Here is a 541-nt window from a genome sequence, read left to right as displayed (position 1 = left end):
ATTGCTGATGTCAGCCATTATGTGACACCAAACTCTCCACTAGATCAAGACGCCTATGAGCGTGGCACGTCGGTTTATTTTCCGCACCGTGTGATTCCTATGTTACCTGAAGTATTGTCGAATGGTTTATGTTCGTTAAACCCTTCAGTGGATCGTCTCTGTATGGTTGCTGATATTAAAATATCACGTGCAGGCAAGATCACAGGTTACGAGTTTTATCCTGGTGTTATGCATTCACAGGCACGTCTAACCTACAATCAGGTAAATGATTATTTTGCTAATCCAAAAGATAAGAGTGTCCCTGAATCTTTAACAGGTAATAAAGACGTCAAAAAGTCTGTCGATACGCTTCATCAATTGTATGGGTTGCTTATCAAAAAGCGTGAAGATCGTCATGCAATGGAGTTTGAAACCGTTGAGACTTATATAAAGTTCAACGAAGAAGGCGGTATCGCGGACATCTTACCACGTACTCGCGGTGATGCTCATAAGCTTATTGAAGAGTGTATGTTGCTTGCCAATACTTGTGCAGCAAACTTTG

The 541-nt window shown here is 41.4% G+C and carries 1 protein-coding gene; it reads left to right on the top strand.

Going from position 1 to position 541, the window contains the following annotated elements; translation table 11 throughout:
• A partial coding sequence (locus ACS8FD_RS23915) for an RNB domain-containing ribonuclease (RefSeq protein WP_439277680.1) occupies positions 1 to 541 on the top strand: 541 nt, incomplete at both ends.

Source organism: Psychrobacter sp. 1U2, assembly GCF_051847575.1.
The sequence above is the reverse complement of the archived record's forward strand: the minus strand, read 5'-3'. Positions and strand labels throughout refer to the sequence as shown.